The sequence below is a fragment of the Nonomuraea sp. NPDC046570 genome, from assembly GCF_040645915.1.
Lineage (GTDB): Bacteria > Actinomycetota > Actinomycetes > Streptosporangiales > Streptosporangiaceae > Nonomuraea.
This window is the reverse complement of sequence record NZ_JBEYZF010000019.1, coordinates 113,529-129,063: the sequence shown is the minus strand read 5'-3', so window position 1 is coordinate 129,063 and position 15,535 is coordinate 113,529. Positions and strand designations below refer to the sequence as shown.

Genomic DNA, 15,535 nt, shown 5'->3' with positions numbered 1-15,535 from the left:
GAATGAGGCGATGAGCTCCGGCAACACCCAGGCGCCCGAGCGGCTTGGTCCCTACCGGCTGGTCAGGAAGATCGGCGAGGGTGGCATGGGGGTTGTCCACCTGGGGATCGACGACGAGGGCCGCGAGGTCGCCATCAAGGTGCTGCACCCGCACGTGGCGGCCGACCTGAAGGCGCGCGACCGGCTGACCCGCGAGGTCGAGACGATGCGGCGGGTGCGCAGCCCGTACGTCGCCGACGTGCTCGACGCGGAGCTGGCGGGGGGCCAGCCGTATGTCGTGACCAGGTTCGCGCCCGGGCGGACGCTGGAGGAGACGGTCCTGTCCGATGGGCCGCTGTCCGCCGAGGAGATCATCAGCCTGGCGCAGGGACTGTGCGCCGCGCTGGTCGCCATCCACGCCGCGGACGTGATCCACCGTGACTTCAAGCCGTCGAACGTGATGCTGGTCGACGGTCGGCCGCTGGTCATCGACTTCGGCATCGCGCACCTGGTCAACGCGACCAGGCTGACCCAGACCGGCATGTTCGTCGGCACGCCCGGCTATCTGGCGCCCGAGATCATCCGCGACTCGGAGATCACCCAGGCGGCCGACGTGCACGCGCTGGCCTCGACGGTGTTCTTCGCCGCGACCGGCGGGCCGCCGTTCGGCACGGGCTCGTTCGAGGTCGTCTGCTTCAACATCATGGAAGGCCGCGCCCAGGTCGACAAGGCGCCGGCGTGGCTGCGCCACTGGCTGTCGCGGGCGCTGGCGGTCGAGGCCGAGACCCGGCCGAGCGCGCAGGAGCTGCTGCGGCTCTCGCGCGCGCTGGACCCGTCGGTCACGACCTTCCACGAGACCCCGCCCGAGGGCACGCCGCACCCGAGCGGCACCCGCGTGCTGGAGCAGCCGGCCGCGCCGCCGCCCGGCCAGACCCGTTCGCTGGGCCGCGACGACAGCTTCTCCGACCTGCTGCCGCCGGTCGACTACACCCAGCCGCCCCGCAGGCAGCGCGAGCAGAAGCCGCCACGCGAGCAGAAGCCGCCACGCGAGCAGAAGCCGGCACGCGGGCAGCAGCCGCCGCCGTACATCCCCTCCAACCCGCCGCCCTACGTTCCCGCGCCCTACGCGGACCAGCGGGTCGCCGGATTCCCGGCGCCGCAGCAGCCCCGGGGCGAGGTGCGGCCGTACGCGCCGCCCACCCAGCCGCCCCGGCAGTTCACCCCGCCGCCGCAGCCGCGCGACAACCGGCCGCCCTACCGGGCGGGGCACACTCTCATCTCGGCGCTGCTGCTGGTCGCGCTGGTCGCGGCGGCCTGCGTGCTGCCGGTCATGGTGAGCGCGCTGGCGATCGTGCTCGCGCTGGTGCTGCGGGTCGGCGAGTACCTCTTCGGCGACATGGTGCAGCGCCGTCAGGCGCGGGGCAGCAGCGCCGCCGACCCGCTGCTGGCCCTGCTGGGCACACCGTGGGCGCTGATCAAGGCGGCGCTGGTCACGGTCGTGCACGTGCCTTTGTCGATCATGTTCGGCGTGTGCGTGTGGGGCGCGCTGCGTTTCGCGGGCGGGATGGAGGTCAACGAGGCGGCGGCGTACGCGGCCGGAGCCTTCACGGCCGGGCTGTTCGTGCTGCCGGGCGGCGGCGCGCCGCGCAAGGCGGTCGCCCGCACGCTCACCGGCGTGATCCGCTCACCAGGAGCCGCCCTGGTGGTGGCGCTCGTGGTCGGCACCCTGGCGGCGCTGGCGGTCATGTACGCGCTCAGGCACAACCCGATGTGGGATCCGTGGCAGCCGCCGGAAGACGTGATCGACAGGCTCAGCAAGTCGGCGCAGGACAGTGCGATGGGGCTGATCACCGGGCTCGTCAACGACCTGCTGGACAAGATGGGGCTGGGCTTCCTGTCGCCTTGGTCCTGACGTGTTTCCCGCCCCCGTAGGGGGCAGGATGGTGAGCGACGGGCAGGAAGGAGGCATATGGCATCGTCTGACGGTGAGCCTCTCGGCCCCTACCGGCTGCTCTCCCCGCTCGGCTCAGGCGGTTTCGGCGAGGTGCACCTGGCGCTCGACCACGAGGGCCGCACGGTCGCGGTCAAGGTGCTGCACCCGCACGTCGCCGCCGACGCCGGAGCGCTGACCCGGCTCGCCCGCGAGGTCGAGACGATGCGCAGGGTCGAGGGGGCGCACGTCGCCGAGGTGCTCGACGCCTCCCTCGACGGGCCCAGACCCTACGTCGTGACCCGGTACGTCCAGGGCAGGCCGCTGAGCGTGCTGCCGGTGCCGGTGGACGACCTGCTCAGGCTGGCCAGGGGGCTGGCCGAGGCGCTGCTGGCCATGCACGCGGCGGGCGTGGTGCACCGGGACCTCAAACCGGCCAACGTGATGATGGCCGAGGGGGAGCCGGTCGTCATCGACTTCGGCATCGCCTCCGCGTTCGACTCGCTGTCCGTCACCGCCTCGGGGGCGGTGATCGGCACGCCCGGCTATCTGGCGCCCGAGGTGCTGGAAGGGCACGCGGCCGGGGTGGAGGCCGACGTCTTCTCCTTCGCCACCACGCTCGCCTACGCGGCGACCGGGCGGCAGCCGTACGGCAGGGGGCCGCTGTCGGCGGTCGCCTATCGGGTGGTCCACCACGAGCCGGACCTGGACGGTGTGCCCGAGTGGCTGGAGCCGCTGTTGCGCGCCTGCATGCGCCGCGACCCGTCCGCGCGCCCCACGGCCGCCCAGATCCGCACCACCCTCGACACGGCCCCTCCCTCGGGTACGGCTCCCGCGGCCGTCGGCTCCGGGGTGGTTCCGGTGAGTTCCCCGCGCCGGAGATTCGGCCGCGGCAGGAGCGCACACTCCGCACATCCCGGCCGTGGCGTGGACGAGTCGGTCGCGGGACCCGGCCGTGGCGTGGACGAGTTGCCGGTGAGCTCCCTTCGGGGGGGTGACGAGGTTCCGGCGGGTTCCTACCGGGGTGTGGACGAGCCGGTGGTCGGGGCCGCGCGGGGTGTGGTGGAGCCGCCGGGAGGCGGGGTGCACGACCTGGCGACGCGGGAGTGGCGGCTCGGCAGGGGGCGCCGACCTGGGACGCTGGAGGAGGTGCGGGCGCGGCACCGGGAGAAGATCCGCAGGCGCTGGATCATCGGGTCCGGGGTGTTCGTGGCGCTGCTGGCCGCCGCCGCGAGGGCGCCGCTGCCGGAGGTCTCGTTACTTCTGCTCGTCGGCTATGGGATCGGGCTGCTGTCCGACGCGGGCGTGGCCGTCTACTCGCGCAGCCTGGTCCGGCGCGGCCGTCTGATCACCGACGCGGCGGCCGGGGCGGGCGTGGTGGCGCTCTGGCTGGTGCTCAGCACGATGCTCAGCCCGTTCACGCTGGCGTTGTTCGCGGGGACGGTGCTGGTGGCGGGTGTGATCTTCCTGCTCAGTGCCTGATCGTGCGGCCGGGTGGGGGGTGCGGGCGGGTAACGGAACAAAGCTCGGTATGGTGGGCTCGGTGCGTTTGCCGGCGGGAGCCGTACAACCTGCGGGTTTGCCAGCAAACTACTCGTGGGTAACATGACGCTCAGGGGGACCAGGACGGCCGCGAGTCGTCCGGGCCACCCGCTGTCACAACCCTACGAGGGCACCTGGCAGTCTGGACAGCACGTGCTCGTGGCCCCGCGAGTACGAACCGAGCATCCGGCGCCCGCTGCACGGCGGTGGCGCACGCGAACACGGGAGGTCGGCCACCGGCCATGAACATCGTCGTCTGCGTGAAGCAGGTCCCCGACACGGCGACCGAGCGCAAGCTCAGGTCCGATGACAAGACGCTCGACCGCGACGCCGCCGACGGCGTGGTGAACGAGCTTGACGAGTATGCGGTCGAGGAGGCCCTGCGGCTGAAGGAGGCCCACGGCGGTGAGGTGACCGTCCTCACCATGGGTCCGGCCAAGGCCACCGAGACCATCCGCAAGGCCCTGGCCATGGGCGCCGACAAGGCGGTCCACCTGAGCGACGACGCGCTGCACGGTTCGGACGCCCTGTCGACCTCCTACGCGATGGCCCAGACGCTGAAGAAGATCGGGTTCGACCTGGTCATCCTCGGCTCCGAGTCCACCGACGCGCGCACCGGCGTGCTGGCCGCGATGCTGGCCGAGCGCCTCGGCACGGCCCAGCTCACGCTGGCCAACAAGGTCGAGATCGACGGCTCGTCGATCGCCATCCAGCGGATCACGGACTACGGTTTCGACCGGGTCCAGGCCTCGCTGCCGGCCGTGGTGTCCGTGGTCGAGAAGATCAACGACCCGCGCTACCCGTCCTTCAAGGGCATCATGGCGGCCAAGAAGAAGCCGGTCGAGACGCTCGCCGTGGGCGACGCCGACATCGACCCGGCGCAGGTCGGGCTCGGCGCCGCCTGGTCGGAGGTCGTCGACTTCGCCGCGGCCCCGCCGCGCGCGGCCGGCACGATCGTCAAGGACGAGGGCGACGGTGGCGTGAAGGCCGCCGACTTCCTGGCGTCCAAGAAGTTCATCTGAGAACGGGGGTTTTGCTGATATGTCGGAGATTCTCGTTCTCGTCGAGCACGTCGACGGCGAGGTCAAGAAGGTCACGCTGGAGCTGCTGACGCTGGCCCGCACGCTGGGCAGCCCGGCCGCGGTGTGGGCGGGCCCTGGCATCGCCGCCGAGGCCAAGGCCAAGCTGGCCGAGTACGGCGCTGACAAGATCTACGTGGCCGGCTCCGCGGACGTCGTCGACTACGTCGTGGCGCCCAAGGCCGAGCTGCTGGCCCAGCTCGTGGCCTCCGCCTCGCCCGCCGCGGTGCTCGTCGCCGCCACGGCCGAGGGCAAGGAGATCGCCGGACGCCTGGCGGTCAAGACCGACTCGGGCGTCATCACCGACGCCGTGGGCGTGTCGGAGGGCGTCATCGCCGACCAGTCCATCTTCGGTGGCGGCGTCAACGTGCACTCCCGGGTCACCAAGGGCACCCCGATCGTCGCCGTACGCCCCAACGCCACGGCCCCCGTGGCCGCCGCGGGCGCCGGCGTCGAGGAGGAGGTGTCGGTGGAGCTGTCCGACTCCGCCCGCGCCGCCAAGATCGTGGAGCGGGTGAAGCAGGAGAAGGGCGCCCGTCCGGAGCTGACCGAGGCCGCGATCGTGGTCTCCGGTGGCCGGGGTGTGGGCTCGGCGGAGAACTTCTCGGTCATCGAGGGGCTCGCCGACTCCCTCGGCGCGGCCGTCGGCGCCTCGCGCGCCGCCACCGACGCCGGGTGGTACCCGCACCAGTTCCAGGTCGGTCAGACGGGCAAGACGGTCTCGCCGCAGCTCTACATCGCGGCCGGCATCTCCGGGGCCATCCAGCACCGGGCCGGCATGCAGACCGCGAAGACGATCATCGCGATCAACAAGGACCCGGAGGCGCCGATCTTCGAGCTCGCCGACTTCGGCGTCGTGGGCGACCTGCACCAGGTCGTACCGCAGCTGACCGAAGAGGTCGCCAAGCGCAAGTAGTCCCGCGCGTTCGTACGGCGCCGCCCCGTTTCGGGGCGGCGCCGTCGTGCGTTCGGGTCAGGCCGCTCGGGCGAGTTCGGGCTCGCTCAGCCGCTCGGGGGTGTGCGTGGGCAGGGAGCGGTAGGCGGGCAGGAAGCGGGCGGAGACGGCGATCAGCACGCCGAGCACCACCGCGATGCCGAGGGCGGTGCGCAGGGAGGTCGCGTCCGACAGGAAGCCGATCGCGACGGGTCCGAGTAGCAGGCCCGCGTAGCCCATGGCGCCCGCCTGGGCGATCGCCGGGCCCGGGTTGTCCGTGGCGGTGCCCGCCAGCGACAGCGTCATCGGGGACACGGTCGCCACGCCGAGGCCGACGAAGAACATCGCGGACACGGCCATCAGCGGGGTCGTCGCGGTCAGCACGACCGTGAAGAACGCGGCCGTGGCCACTCCCGAGACGGTCATCACGCCGCGCACGCCGAAGCGCACGCGCAGCCGGTCGCCGGTGAGCCTGGCCACCAGCATGCCGATCTCGAACACCGGGTAGCCGAGCGCGGCGATCGCCTCGGGCGCGCCGAGGGTGTCCCGCATGTACAGGCCGTTCCAGTCGGCCACGGTGCCCTCGACCATGAACGCGAAGAACATGATCGCGCCCAGCAGGTAGACGACCGGCGGCATGCGCTTGCGCGCCTTGGCGGCGGTCCCGGCGCTCGCCGGGGGCTCGGGCAGGTACGTACGGCCGATGGCGATGATCACTGGCAGGGCGATGAGGGCGACGAGGACGAGGTTGGCGGTGAAGGACAGGCCCACCGCGATCGACAGGCTGCCGATCGCGCCCGCCGAGATCGCGCCGACGCACCAGCCCGCGTGCATGCCGTTCATCAGCGGCCGGCCGTAGGCCCGCTCGACGGTCGAGCCCTGGGCGTTCATCGCGATGTCCACCACGCCGAAGGACATGCCGAACAGCGCGGCGGCGACCAGCAGCAGGGGCAGGTTGGGGGCCAGGCCCATGCCGAGCAGGCTGAGCGCGGTGAGCGGGCCGCCGTACCGGAGGACCGTTCTGCTGCCCGCCCTGGCCATGATGCCGCGCATGGACTGCATGGTCACCAGCGCCCCCAGACCCCACACGAGCAGGAGCGCGCCGACCGTCGCCTCGGTCAGGCCGAGCTTGTCGGTCAGGGCGGGGATTCGCACGGTCATCGTGCCCACCATCAAGCCGGCCAGGACAAAGGTGAGGATCGCCCCAAAACGGGCGGTCCTCAGGCTGCGGGTCATCGTCGACACCTCTCAAGGTCGTGCGGGCACGCGAAAGTGCCCCGGAAGGATGATGAAAAAAGGGGGGAGGGGGAGTTAGATCAGGGCGAGGAGACGCGCCTGGAGGGCGTCGAGGTCTCCGTCGGCGTAAAGGTCGGGGTCGTGGCTCGCCACGTCCCACATGCCCTCACAGGCCAGCCGTACGATCTGTGACGAGAGCGGGTCCGGCTCGTCGGCCAGACCCTCGCGATGCCAGCGGGCCATCGCCTCACGCAGCGGAGCCAGCAGGTAGATGTTGCCCGAGGCGCTCGTGACCACGGCCCAGCGCCGCAGCCGGCCCGAACGCACCGCCGCGAGCGTCGCACCTAGATAGCGTTTGGTGTAGGTGTCGTATTCCTGCGTGGCGATGAGCTGGTCGAATTCTTCGATGAGGCGCTCGACCATGGCCCTGATCAGGGCTTCTTTGGTGTTGAAGTGATAGAGGAGCCCGCCCTTGCTCACGCCTGCCCGGTCGGCCACGGCGGCGAGGGTGAGGGCCGACGAGCCCTGGTCGCACAGCAGATCCTCTGCCGCGTCCAGCAACTCATCCCGTCTCATGCAGATCACTGTACCGTCCGGACGGTACAGTTGCAAACGAGATACCCTGTTGCGGGTGAACAGAGGGGAGTTCGGGCGTGAATCCGGCCTATCTTGATCATGCGGCGACCACGCCGATGCTTCCCGAAGCGATCGAGGCCATGACCGCGCAGCTCGGAAAGGTGGGCAACGCCTCGTCGTTGCACGCCGCCGGGCGGCAGGTGCGCAGGGTGGTCGAAGAGTCGCGGGAGACCATCGCCGAGTCCATGGGCGCACGGCCCAGCGAGGTCGTCTTCACCTCGGGCGGCACCGAGGCCGACAACCTGGCCATCAAGGGCCTCTACTGGGCAAGGGAGCCGCGCAGGCGCATCCTGGTCAGCTCCGTCGAACACCACGCCGCGCTCGACCCCGCCCACTGGCTGGCCGACCACCAGGGCGGCGAGGTGGAACTGCTCGACGTCGACGAGTTCGGCCGAGTCCACCCCGACACGCTGCGCGCCGCCATCGAGCGCGACCCCGACAGCGTCGCCCTGGTCAGCGTCATGTGGGCGAACAACGAGGTGGGCACCGTTCAGCCGGTGCGGGCGCTGTCGGCCATCGCGCACGACCACGGCGTGCCCTTCCACACCGACGCCGTGCAGGCCGTCGGCGTGCTGCCGGTGTCGTTCGCCGACTCGGGCGCCGAAGCGCTCACCCTGACGGGGCACAAGGTCGGCGGGCCCATGGGGGTAGGGGCGCTGCTGCTGGCCAGAGGGGTGACCCCGGTCTCCGTGCTGCACGGTGGCGGCCAGGAGCGGGACGTGCGGTCCGGGACGCTCGACGCGCCCGCGATCGCCGGGCTGGCCGCCGCCGTACACGCGGCCGTGCGGAACCAGGAGGAGCTGGCCGTCAGGCTCACCGGCCTGCGCGACGACCTGATCACGCGGGTGCGTGAGGCCGTGCCAGGGGTGGTGCTGAACGGCGACCCGGACGACCGGCTGCCGGGCAACGCGCACTTCTCCTTCCCCGGCTGCGAGGGGGACGCGCTGCTCATGCTGCTCGACGCCAAGGGCGTGGAGTGCTCGACGGGATCGGCCTGCTCGGCCGGCGTCGCCCAGCCCTCGCACGTGCTGCTCGCGATGGGAGCCGAGGCCACCAGGGCCAGGGGCTCGCTGCGTTTCACCCTCGGCCACACCTCGACGAAGGAGGACGTCGACCGCCTGGTCGAAGTCCTCCCCGCCGCCGTCGAACGGGCCCGCCGCGCGGGCCTGAGCTGAGCCGTCAGGACAGGAAAGGGGCCACCGCGGTCCAGGCGGGGTCGAGCGCCACGTCGACCCGCGGGTGGCCCTCCTTCCAGCTCGTGGCCAGCTCCTTGAGCTTGGCCGCCGCCTCGCTCGCCGGGTCGGCGTAGATGTGCAGCACCCGGTGCCGTTCGGCGCTGACGTGCGCGGCCAGTACGGCGCCGCCGCGGAGCTTGAGCAGTTGCCGGGACAGGCGCTCCTCGAAGTCGCGCAGCGCCGCCAGCGACCTGCCCTCCGGCAGACCCTCGTCGTCGGCCCGCGCGTAGGGCAGGGCGATCGCGATGTGCTGGTCGAACAGCGGATGGTCGACCGGCCGCAGCGGGAAGCGGGTGACGGCGACCAGCCGCGACCCGTCCGCGGTCTGCCCCTCCAACTGCGCCCACTGCTCCTCGGTGTACTCGGAGGCCAGGTCGGCGACCACGGCGGGGAAGTGCACGGCCTCGACCGCGTCGATCGGCTGGAACGTGGTGGGGGTGATCTCGCCCACCCAGCGCGCCACGTCGTCCTCGCCGAGCAGCCAGTCGAGGGCGAGCAGCGTCGCCTCCAGCCTGGTCTCCTCGTCGAGCATGACGAAGACCGGGTGGAAGGCGGACACGTCGACGCGCGGCGTGCCCCGCGGCACCCGGAGCCCGAGACGCAGCTCGGCGAGCGCGAACTCGTAGCCGCCCACCTCCAGCCGCAGAGCCAGCGCCCGGGGGTTGGCCTGGCGTGAGGGGTGGTACTCCCACTGGGCGTCGGCGGGGGGCGCGGCCCTGGCCCAGCGGTGCGCGAGCGAGCGCAGCTCGGGGTCGCCCGCGGCGGTCACCACGAGGGCGTGGGCGGCGTTCCGGCCGGGCACGATCTCGCCGACCAGGTCGGGATGGATGGCGGCCACGGCCGGACCTAGATACGCGGCCAGCCGCTCGGCACCAGAGGAACCGGCTTCTTCGGCGGCTCCGGCTTCTTCGGCAGTCCCGGCGTCTTCGGCCGTAGCCTGATTTGGCCCCTCGGTCGGCTCGGTCCCGGCCGGGCGCTCGGCCTCGGGTGCGTCGAACCCCTGGATCAGCCGCTCGAACTCGGCCAGCTCGGTCGCGCTGATCCCGTCGCCCGAGTCGATCCGCTCCGCAGGAGGTTCCGCGGGCCGTTCCGAGGGCCGCTCCACAGGTCGCTCCGCAGGCCGTTCGGCCTCGGCTTGGAGGTTGGCCTCGGCCTCGGCTTCGGCCGCGTCGAGCATGGCGTCGATCTGTGGTCTGGTCTCCTGCCACCAGGACCAGAACGCGGCCACGCCTTCGTTGGGCTCGGGGGCCGCCCCGTCCTTTCGCCCGAACAATCGCATAGCCCTAAATCCTCCCAGACCGCAGAACCCCTGGCGGACGGTAGTCTCGATATGTCATGGGACTGCGTGTGCTTGCCGCCATGTCGGGCGGCGTCGACTCCGCCGTGGCCGCCGCTCGGATCGCCGAGGCCGGTCACGACGTCACTGGTGTGCATCTGGCCCTGTCGGCCAACCCTCAATCGCATCGTACGGGCGCGCGCGGCTGCTGCACGATCGAGGACTCCCGCGACGCGCGAAGGGCCGCCGACGTGATCGGCATCCCCTTCTACGTGTGGGACATGGCCGAGCGCTTCCAGCGCGACGTGGTCGAGGACTTCGTCGCGGAGTACGCCGCGGGCCGTACGCCCAATCCGTGCCTGCGCTGCAACGAGAAGATCAAGTTCGCGGCGGTGCTGGACCGGGCGCTGGCCCTGGGCTTCGACGCGGTCGCCACCGGCCACCACGCCAAGCTCGTCGACGGCGTCCTGTCGCGCAGCCCCGACCAGGGCAAGGACCAGTCCTATGTGCTCGGCGTGCTCACCCGCGAGCAGCTCAGCCACGCGATCTTCCCCCTCGGGGACTCGACGAAGGCCCAGGTGCGCGAGGAGGCCGCCAGGCGCGGCCTGACCGTCGCCGACAAGCCGGACAGCCACGACGTCTGCTTCATCGCCGACGGCGACACCCGGGCGTTCCTGGCCGGGCGGCTGGGCGCCGAGGAGGGCTCGATCCTCGACGAGAGCGGCGCGGTGGTCGGCAGCCACCAGGGCGCCTACGGCTTCACCGTGGGCCAGCGCAAGGGCCTGCACATCGACCGTCCGGCGGCCGACGGCCGCCCGCGTTACGTCCTGTCGATCGAGCCGGTGTCCAACACGGTGACCGTCGGGCCGAGGGCCGCGCTGCAGGTGACCACGATCGACTGCGTCCGCCCGGTGTGGAACGGGCCCGCCGGGGTCGAGGGCGAGCTGTCGGTGCAGCTCAGGGCGCACGGCGAGGTCTACGGGTGCCGGGTGCAGGAGAGCGGCGAGGGTGAGCTGCGCGTCGAACTCGACCGGCCCGCCGTCGGCGTGGCGGCAGGCCAGGCGGCCGTGCTCTACTCGGGCGACACCGTGATCGGCTCCGCGACGATCACCAAGGCGGCCTGACCAGGCGCCCCTACGGCAGGACGAGGGTCTCGTCGGGGGCGAGGCGACGGATTTCGGCGCCCTGTTTGTCCGACTCCATCCTTAGCCAGTTGTCCACGAGCCCCAGGCCGTTCTGGTTGTACAGCCCGTCGTGGGTGGAGAAGGCGCGGCGGGGACGGATCACCCGCAGGTACTCGATCACCTCGTTGAGCCTCGCCCAAGGCCCCCCGGTGGGCACCATCAGCGTGTGCACGTCCACCTCGGGCACGGTGAGCGCGTCGCCCGGATAGAAGACCGAGGAGTCGACCATGAACCCGACGTTCTGGATGATCGGCAGGTCGGGGTAGGTCCTGGCGTGCCACTCGCCGAACGCCCCGACCGCGAACCCGGCCGCCTGGAAGGTGTCGCCGTGCCGTACGGTGCGGACCGTGGCCGGGACGTCGGTCAGTTCGGCGGCGGCGCCCTCGCAGGTCCAGATCTCCAGGTCGGGTGAGGACTTGCGGAGCAGTTCGACGTTCATGTGGTCGGCGTGCGCGTGCGTGATGAGCACGGCGTCGGCGCCGTCGAGGGCTTCGGCCTCGGAGTAGACGCCCGGGTCCACGACCAGGACTTTTCCGTTCTTCTCCAGTCTGAGGCAGGCGTGGCCGTATTTCTTGAGTTCCATTTTTTCACTTTAGTCAGGGCTCTTGTCCCGTGACTCCGGGACATGTCCGTACCTATGATCCGCGACATATGCGTAGGTTCTCCGGACTCTGGCTGCTCGGTGCGGTGGGGCCCCTGCTGGTGGTGGCGGGGGTCGTCGTCGGCGTGGACGGGATCGCGGGCTTCTGGTGGACCGGCGTCGCCGCGGGGGTGAGCTCTCCCCTGGTTGGAGCGTTCCTGCTGGTGCGCAGGCCGGAGTTGCCGATCGGGCGGCTGCTGCTCGCCGCCGGACTGGCCGCGGCGGCCAGCACGCTGGTCCACGGGCTGGACGTGTGGGCCCCGCAGGCCGGTCACGCGGCGCTGCGGCCGTACACGGACTGGGCCGGGTTCTGGCTGGCGGCTCTCGGGCATCTGCTGCTCTGGGGGCCGATCGCGATCACCTTCACGGACGGGCTGCCGCCCGCGCGGGCGTGGCGGCCCGTGCTGTGGGCGGTGGGAGCGATCCCAGTGCTTCTCGCGGCCGGGATCCTGCTGGCGCCCGGCGGGATCGACCCGGACACGATGCGCTCCTACCAGCCGCTCGGCCTGTCCGGCGTGCTCGACGCCGCGCTGCTGGCGCTCCGGGTGCTGCCGCTGGTCGGGATCGGCGCGCTCGTCCACCGCTGCCGCGCGCGCGGGCCCGACGGGCTCAGGCAGGTCGCCTGGTTCGCCTACCCGATGGTCGTGGTGGTGCTCGCCGAGGCGTTCTCCGGGCCGGCCCTCGCGACCTACGTCCAGGTGGCCGCGGTCTTCGCGGTGCCGGTCGCGATCGCGGTCGCCGTCCTGCGCCACCGCCTGTACGACATCGACGTCATCCTCAACCGGACCCTCGTCTACGCCGTGCTCACCGGCGTGATCGGCGCGGTCTACTTCGGTCTGATCGGCCTCGGCAACGCCCTCGCCACCGGATTCGGCAGCGGCGGCGGCCTGGTGGCCGCGCTCGCCGCCGGAGCCCTCTTCCAGCCGGTACGGCAGCGCCTGCAGGCCCTCGTGGACCGCCTGTTCAAGGTCGAGCGCGACCCGTACAAGGTGGCCGACCGGCTCAGCCAGAGCGTCCAGGAGGCCAGTGGCCCGGTGGAGGCGCTGGCCTCGGCGGCCACCGCGATCAGGCAGGCGCTGCAGGCCGAGGGGGTGGCGGTCGAGGTGGTGCTGCCGGACCAGCGGATCAGGACCGTCGCCGACGGCGAACCGGGCCCCGACCCGGTGGTGACCCCCCTGGTGTGGCACGGCAGGCCGGTCGGGCGGCTGCTGGTGGCCGGCGAGCGGCCGGGCGGCGCGCTGCTGGACATGCTGGCCAGACACCTCGCCGAGGTGGCGCACGCCGTACGGCTGACCGCGGACCTGCAGTCCTCCCGGGAGCGGATCCTGGCCACCCGCGAGGAGGAGCGGCGGCGGCTGCGCCGCGACCTGCACGACGGGCTCGGCCCCACACTGGCCAGCCTGGCGATGACCGTCGACGAGGCCAGGGTGCGCCTGGCCAGGGACCCGGAGGCGGTGGCCCCGCTGCTGCACCGGGTACGCGACCAGATGACCGAGGCGATCGTGGACGTCCGCGACCTGGTCTACGGCCTGCGCCCGCCCGCTCTCGACGACCTCGGCCTCGAAGGCGCCGTGCGCACCCAGGCCGGGGCCCCGGGCCCGAGAGTGGACGTGGTCGTGGACGGCGACCTGGACGGGCTGCCCGCGGCCGTCGAGGTGGCCGCCTACCGGATCGTGCAGGAGGCGCTGACGAACGTGCGCAGGCACGCCCACGCCACCACTGCCCTGGTCCGCCTGGAGCGGCAGGAGGAGCTCTGGCTGACCGTCTCCGACGACGGCATCGGCCTGCCCGAGCAGCGGCGCAACGGCGTCGGGCTGAACTCCATGCGCGAGCGGGCGGTCGAGGTGGGCGGCACCTGCGTGATCAGCGTACGGCCCGGCGGCGGCACCGAGGTGACGGCCAGGCTCCCGGTGAAGGGCAGTCCGTGAGGCGGCGCCTGCTCGTGGCGGTGGCCTGGGCCGCGGCCGTCATATCGCCGGTGGGCGTGCTGCTCGCCTACTGGACGGCCGGACAGGTTCCGTGGACGGTCCCCATCGGGGGCGTCGACCCGATCGGGGTGCTGTTCCCCGCCGCGGGCGCCTTCCTGATCTCCCGCAGACCCAGGCTGGTCTTCCCGTGGCTGCTCTGGGGAACCGGCGTGATCTGGACGGTCTACCTGCTGTGCTTCGCCTCGATCCACTGGATGACCGCCTTCGCCCCCAACCCGCTCATCCCCTACGTGGCCTGGCCCGCGGCCTGGCTGTGGCTGTGGGTGGTGCCGCCGTTCGTCGGCATCATGCCGCTGATCTTCCCCGACGGGCGGCTGCCGTCCAGGCGGTGGCGGCCGGTGCTGTACGGCAACCTCGTGCTCATGGTGGGCCACTCGCTGCTGCTCGGGCTCTCCCCTGACCCGTCGTTCGAGCTCGGCCTGCCGATCCGCAACCCGTTCGGCGTCGAGGCGCTCGGCAGCATTCCCGAGGTCGTGGAGTCGTGGATCACCCCGCCGATGCTGGTGCTGTCCATGCTCGGCGTGCTGTCGCTCGGGTTCAGGTACAAGGCCGCCGCGCCGGAGACCCGCCGCCAGATCGCCTGGTACTTCTACACGATGGTCGCGTTCATCGCCACCTGGGCGATCCGCTTCGAGGACCCGAAGCTGGTGACGCTGCACCTGCTGATGGCGGCGGCCATCCCGATCGCGATCATCGCCGCGGTGCTCCGCCACCAGTTGTACGGCATCGACGTCATCCTCAACCGCACTCTCGTCTACGTGCTGCTCGCCGTGGTCGTCGGCACCGTGTACCTGGGCCTGATCTGGCTCGGCAGCGTTCTGGCGGACGGCTACGGGCCCCTGGCCGGACTGGGCGCGGCGATGGCCGCCGGGGTGCTCTTCGACCCGCTGCGGACGCTGTTGCAGGCGGCCGTCGACCGGCTGCTCAACGTCGAGCGCGACCCCTACCGGATGGCCGACCAGCTCAGCCGTACCGTCCAGGAGGCCGGTGACCCGTCCGAGGCGCTGGCCACGGCGACCTCGATGGTCAGGTGGGCGCTGGGCGCGCGCGGTGCGGGGGTCGAGGTGCACGGGGAGCGGCTGCTCAGCTTCGTCGACGGGGAGCTGGGGGAGGAGCCGAAGGCGGTGCCGCTGGCCTGGCACGGCGAGCCGGTCGGGCGGCTGCTGCTGGCCGGCGCGCGCCAGGGCAGGGAGCCGCTGTCGGTGCTGGCCAAGCACCTGGCGGAGCTGGCGCACGCCGTACGGCTGACCTCGGATCTGCGGCGTTCGCGGGAGCGGATCAGGGTCACCCGCGACGAGGAGCGGCGCCGGCTCGGCCGGGAGCTGCACGACGGGCTCGGGCCGTCGCTGACCAGCGTCACGCTGACCCTCGACGAGGCGCGCAGGCGCCTGGACGCCGACCCGGACGCGGTCGCCGAGCTGCTGGTGCGGGTCCGCGAGGAGATGACGCACACGATCGTGTCGGTCCGCGAGCTGGTCTACGGCCTGCGCCCGCCCGCCCTCGACGACCTCGGCCTGGAAGGCGCGCTGCGGGTGTTCGCCCAGGCCCCCGGCCCCCGGGTGGACGTGCGGGTGGACGGCTCGCTGGCCGACCTGCCCGCCGCCGTCGAGGTGGCCGCCTACCGGATCGCCCAGGAGGCGCTGACGAACGTGCGCAGGCACGCCCACGCCGCCTCGGCGCTCATCGGCCTGACCCGGGTGGACGGCGAGCTGCGGGTCACCGTGGCCGACGACGGCGTCGGCCTGCCCGTCTCGCCCTCGGCGGGCGTCGGGCTGACCTCCATGCGCGAGCGGGCCGCCGAGACGGGCGGCTCGTGCACGGCGGGACCACGCCCGGGAGGCGGCACGGAGGTGATCGCTCGCCTGCCGCTCTAACC

At 72.3% G+C, this 15,535-nt stretch carries 12 protein-coding genes; 8 read left to right on the top strand and 4 right to left on the bottom strand.

Translation table 11 applies throughout. The features are described 5' to 3' along the window. The first annotated feature begins 10 nt into the window (after nt 1-10). From ABZ911_RS27295 to ABZ911_RS27280, 4 genes are all read left to right on the top strand, one after another. Complete coding sequence (locus tag ABZ911_RS27295; protein WP_358061658.1) at nt 11-1,891, top strand: protein kinase; 1,881 nt, start codon at nt 11-13, stop codon at nt 1,889-1,891. A gap of 57 nt (nt 1,892-1,948) precedes the next feature. Continuing rightward, on the top strand, nt 1,949-3,391 hold the full coding sequence (locus tag ABZ911_RS27290) for a serine/threonine-protein kinase (protein ID WP_358061655.1): 1,443 nt from the start codon (nt 1,949-1,951) through the stop codon (nt 3,389-3,391). Nucleotides 3,392-3,693: 302 nt separating this feature from the next. Continuing rightward, entirely contained in the window at nt 3,694-4,473 is a 780-nt protein-coding gene (locus tag ABZ911_RS27285; RefSeq protein WP_358061652.1) for an electron transfer flavoprotein subunit beta/FixA family protein, read from the top strand. Between the two features lie 19 nt (nt 4,474-4,492). Continuing rightward, nucleotides 4,493-5,446 carry an electron transfer flavoprotein subunit alpha/FixB family protein gene (locus tag ABZ911_RS27280; RefSeq protein WP_358061649.1) on the top strand — a complete coding sequence of 318 codons (954 nt, stop codon included), beginning with the start codon at nt 4,493-4,495 and terminating at the stop codon, nt 5,444-5,446. A gap of 57 nt (nt 5,447-5,503) precedes the next feature. Here ABZ911_RS27280 and ABZ911_RS27275 read toward each other — a convergent pair whose 3' ends face one another. Both ABZ911_RS27275 and ABZ911_RS27270 read right to left on the bottom strand, forming a co-directional pair. Then, entirely contained in the window at nt 5,504-6,700 is a 1,197-nt protein-coding gene (locus ABZ911_RS27275; RefSeq protein WP_358061646.1) for an MFS transporter, read from the bottom strand. A gap of 75 nt (nt 6,701-6,775) precedes the next feature. Continuing rightward, nucleotides 6,776-7,276: a TetR/AcrR family transcriptional regulator gene (locus ABZ911_RS27270; protein ID WP_358061643.1), complete on the bottom strand. Its 501-nt coding sequence runs from the start codon at nt 7,274-7,276 to the stop codon at nt 6,776-6,778. A gap of 77 nt (nt 7,277-7,353) precedes the next feature. Between ABZ911_RS27270 and ABZ911_RS27265 the strand changes: the two genes are divergently transcribed. After that, nucleotides 7,354-8,511, top strand: coding sequence for a cysteine desulfurase family protein (locus ABZ911_RS27265; RefSeq protein WP_358061640.1), 1,158 nt, complete (start codon nt 7,354-7,356; stop codon nt 8,509-8,511). 4 nt (nt 8,512-8,515) lie between these two features. Here ABZ911_RS27265 and ABZ911_RS27260 read toward each other — a convergent pair whose 3' ends face one another. Continuing rightward, nucleotides 8,516-9,850, bottom strand: coding sequence for a DUF695 domain-containing protein (locus tag ABZ911_RS27260; protein ID WP_358061637.1), 1,335 nt, complete (start codon nt 9,848-9,850; stop codon nt 8,516-8,518). A 56-nt stretch (nt 9,851-9,906) separates the two neighbouring features. On the opposite strand from ABZ911_RS27260, the gene mnmA reads away from it, so the two are divergent. Next, complete coding sequence (gene mnmA / locus ABZ911_RS27255) at nt 9,907-10,971, top strand: tRNA 2-thiouridine(34) synthase MnmA (RefSeq protein ID WP_358061634.1); 1,065 nt, start codon at nt 9,907-9,909, stop codon at nt 10,969-10,971. Between the two features lie 10 nt (nt 10,972-10,981). On the opposite strand, the gene ABZ911_RS27250 is transcribed toward mnmA, so the two are convergent. Beyond that, on the bottom strand, nt 10,982-11,614 hold the full coding sequence (locus tag ABZ911_RS27250; protein WP_358061631.1) for an MBL fold metallo-hydrolase: 633 nt from the start codon (nt 11,612-11,614) through the stop codon (nt 10,982-10,984). A 68-nt stretch (nt 11,615-11,682) separates the two neighbouring features. Between ABZ911_RS27250 and ABZ911_RS27245 the strand changes: the two genes are divergently transcribed. Both ABZ911_RS27245 and ABZ911_RS27240 read left to right on the top strand, forming a co-directional pair. Further along, complete coding sequence (locus ABZ911_RS27245) at nt 11,683-13,599, top strand: sensor histidine kinase (RefSeq protein WP_358061628.1); 1,917 nt, start codon at nt 11,683-11,685, stop codon at nt 13,597-13,599. Further along, nucleotides 13,596-15,533 (top strand): sensor histidine kinase, encoded by a 1,938-nt coding sequence (locus tag ABZ911_RS27240; protein ID WP_358061625.1) that lies wholly within the window; start codon nt 13,596-13,598, stop codon nt 15,531-15,533. Before ABZ911_RS27245 ends, ABZ911_RS27240 begins: the two co-directional genes overlap by 4 nt. The last annotated feature ends 2 nt before the right edge of the window (nt 15,534-15,535 follow it).

What these genes read in the sequence shown, in the direction of transcription:
- ABZ911_RS27275 (WP_358061646.1), bottom strand. Translation starts at nt 6,700, where the DNA reads ATGACCCGCAGCCTGAGGACCGCCCGTTTTGGGGCGATCCTCACCTTT.
- ABZ911_RS27260 (WP_358061637.1), bottom strand. Translation starts at nt 9,850, where the DNA reads ATGCGATTGTTCGGGCGAAAGGACGGGGCGGCCCCCGAGCCCAACGAA.
- ABZ911_RS27250 (WP_358061631.1), bottom strand. Translation starts at nt 11,614, where the DNA reads ATGGAACTCAAGAAATACGGCCACGCCTGCCTCAGACTGGAGAAGAAC.
- ABZ911_RS27245 (WP_358061628.1), top strand. Translation starts at nt 11,683, where the DNA reads ATGCGTAGGTTCTCCGGACTCTGGCTGCTCGGTGCGGTGGGGCCCCTG.
- mnmA (WP_358061634.1), top strand. Translation starts at nt 9,907, where the DNA reads ATGGGACTGCGTGTGCTTGCCGCCATGTCGGGCGGCGTCGACTCCGCC.
- ABZ911_RS27290 (WP_358061655.1), top strand. Translation starts at nt 1,949, where the DNA reads ATGGCATCGTCTGACGGTGAGCCTCTCGGCCCCTACCGGCTGCTCTCC.
- ABZ911_RS27285 (WP_358061652.1), top strand. Translation starts at nt 3,694, where the DNA reads ATGAACATCGTCGTCTGCGTGAAGCAGGTCCCCGACACGGCGACCGAG.
- ABZ911_RS27270 (WP_358061643.1), bottom strand. Translation starts at nt 7,276, where the DNA reads ATGAGACGGGATGAGTTGCTGGACGCGGCAGAGGATCTGCTGTGCGAC.
- ABZ911_RS27280 (WP_358061649.1), top strand. Translation starts at nt 4,493, where the DNA reads ATGTCGGAGATTCTCGTTCTCGTCGAGCACGTCGACGGCGAGGTCAAG.
- ABZ911_RS27295 (WP_358061658.1), top strand. Translation starts at nt 11, where the DNA reads ATGAGCTCCGGCAACACCCAGGCGCCCGAGCGGCTTGGTCCCTACCGG.